Annotated in this window: 1 protein-coding gene and 1 pseudogene; both read right to left on the reverse strand. The window is 71.2% G+C overall.

Annotated elements, in window-relative coordinates; genetic code table 11:
• Positions 1-124: 124 nt before the first annotated feature.
• Positions 125-1,081, reverse strand: coding sequence for a hypothetical protein (locus E3T42_RS09255; RefSeq protein WP_134365874.1), 957 nt, complete (start codon positions 1,079-1,081; stop codon positions 125-127).
• 284 nt (positions 1,082-1,365) lie between these two features.
• Positions 1,366-1,624, reverse strand: a pseudogene (locus E3T42_RS09260) (hypothetical protein); the annotation flags it as partial.

Below are 1,624 nucleotides of genomic sequence, written 5' to 3' on the forward strand. Positions count from 1 at the left end.
ACGGACACGGCCGGGCCAGCGGACACGGCCGGGCCAGCGGGCGGGCGAGCCGGGCCAGCGGACACGGCGGGGCCGGGCACGGCCCGGGGCCGGCTACCGCGGCAACCGGGAATCGGGCCGGTCGCTACCCGAGGCGGCCGGCGACCGGCGGCATCCGGCCGGGGAATGGGGGGAACGCGGTCGACGACTCGTGACGGTAGTCGTGCTCCAGCGCCGTGACCATCGCCTGAACGCACAACCCCCACCGTTTGCGGAGGAGCGCGTAGGTGAACCTCAGTGTGCGCCCGTTCTCCTTCGCGACCAGCAGATCGCGTTCCCGGTCGACCTCAAATGCGAGCGGATTGTCATGCCACTCCGTCCCGTCGATCTCCACGAACGTCGACGGGCCGATCTGGCCGTCGAGATTCCCGACGCCCCTCACGAACGGTTGTGGCACGAACGGGATGCCGGCGGCCAGTGCCTTGAGCCGGAATTCTGTTTCCCCGCCTGCTCCGGCGCGCCCGTCGACCTCGCTGCGCCAAGACTGCACCCGGAGCGGCGCGCGGGCGAAGATCCAGCCCAGATCATCAAGGACGATTCCGGGGCCTTTTTCCCGAGCACTGTGCAGCGCGGCATCGAGACACACGATCGCCGTGACCCGGTCGTGGTTGTTCAGAATATGCACCAGGGCTTCGTGCACGCTGGTGCGCCACACGCTGTCCCCACGCCGCTCCCACGCGTCATCGCCCCAGGTCACCCGGCACCGGACACCGTCGAGCACGTGCAGCCGTGCGCGCATGTCGGTCGGCCGCCGCAATGCCCGCGCGCCGCCGGGGACGCTCACGTGAAGCTTCCTCGTGGCCGGGGTCCAGATGCCGTAGGACTTCAGAGCGCTCAATCCGGCCAGCCGCCCGCCGATCCGGAACGCCTCGACGGCCGACTGCGGCGCCGACGGAACCGAATACCAGCCCTTGCGCACCCGCACAATCGTTCCGCGGTTCACCTCGCCGCGGAGGTGGCCATCGCTCCAGCCTCGGGCGCGGAGCGTGGCGCGCTTGACGAATAGTCCATGGCCGATGATGTCTTGGGCGAGGGAGCGCATGCCCCGGAGCCTCGCAGCGGAGACGGGCCCGCGCCGCGGCATCCGTCAGCCTGGGGACAACGCTCCGCACCCGCGGGTTGGGGAGGCCCGCCGTTCCCGTGCGCGAACCCACCGCGCTCGCCGCCCCGCCCGCGCGGCAGCGAACCGCCCGCGCGGCAGCGAACCTCCCGCGCGGCGATGAACGAATTCGACGGAGATTCTGGCTCAAATGGGCCAGAAAGCCGCAAATCCGGGTTGTTAGAGCAAAATCTCCGTCGAATTGGTGAGGGGCGGGGCTGCTGCTACTAGGGGATGGTGGCGAGGAACACCTCGCCGGCGCCGGCGAAGGTGAGGGTGCCCTCGTCGGGCGTGATGTAGACCGACTCGCCGCGCTTGAGGGCGACGGATGATCCGGCCCCCGCAACGAGGAATCCGCCGGCCGTGCAGATGGCGATCGCGGGCCCCGTCAGCGTGAACTGGCGCATCGGCACCGCCGGCTTCTCGCCAGCCGCGCCCGCCGCAGCGCCAGCCGCGCCCGCCGCAGCGCCAGCCGCAGCGCCAGCC

Source organism: Cryobacterium sp. TMT4-10, from assembly GCF_004403275.1.
GTDB classification, from domain to species: Bacteria; Actinomycetota; Actinomycetes; order Actinomycetales; family Microbacteriaceae; genus Cryobacterium; species Cryobacterium shii.

Bases quoted from the DNA above. Each gene is read 5' to 3' on its own strand.
- E3T42_RS09255 (WP_134365874.1), bottom strand. From the start codon at position 1,081: ATGCGCTCCCTCGCCCAAGACATCATCGGCCATGGACTATTCGTCAAG.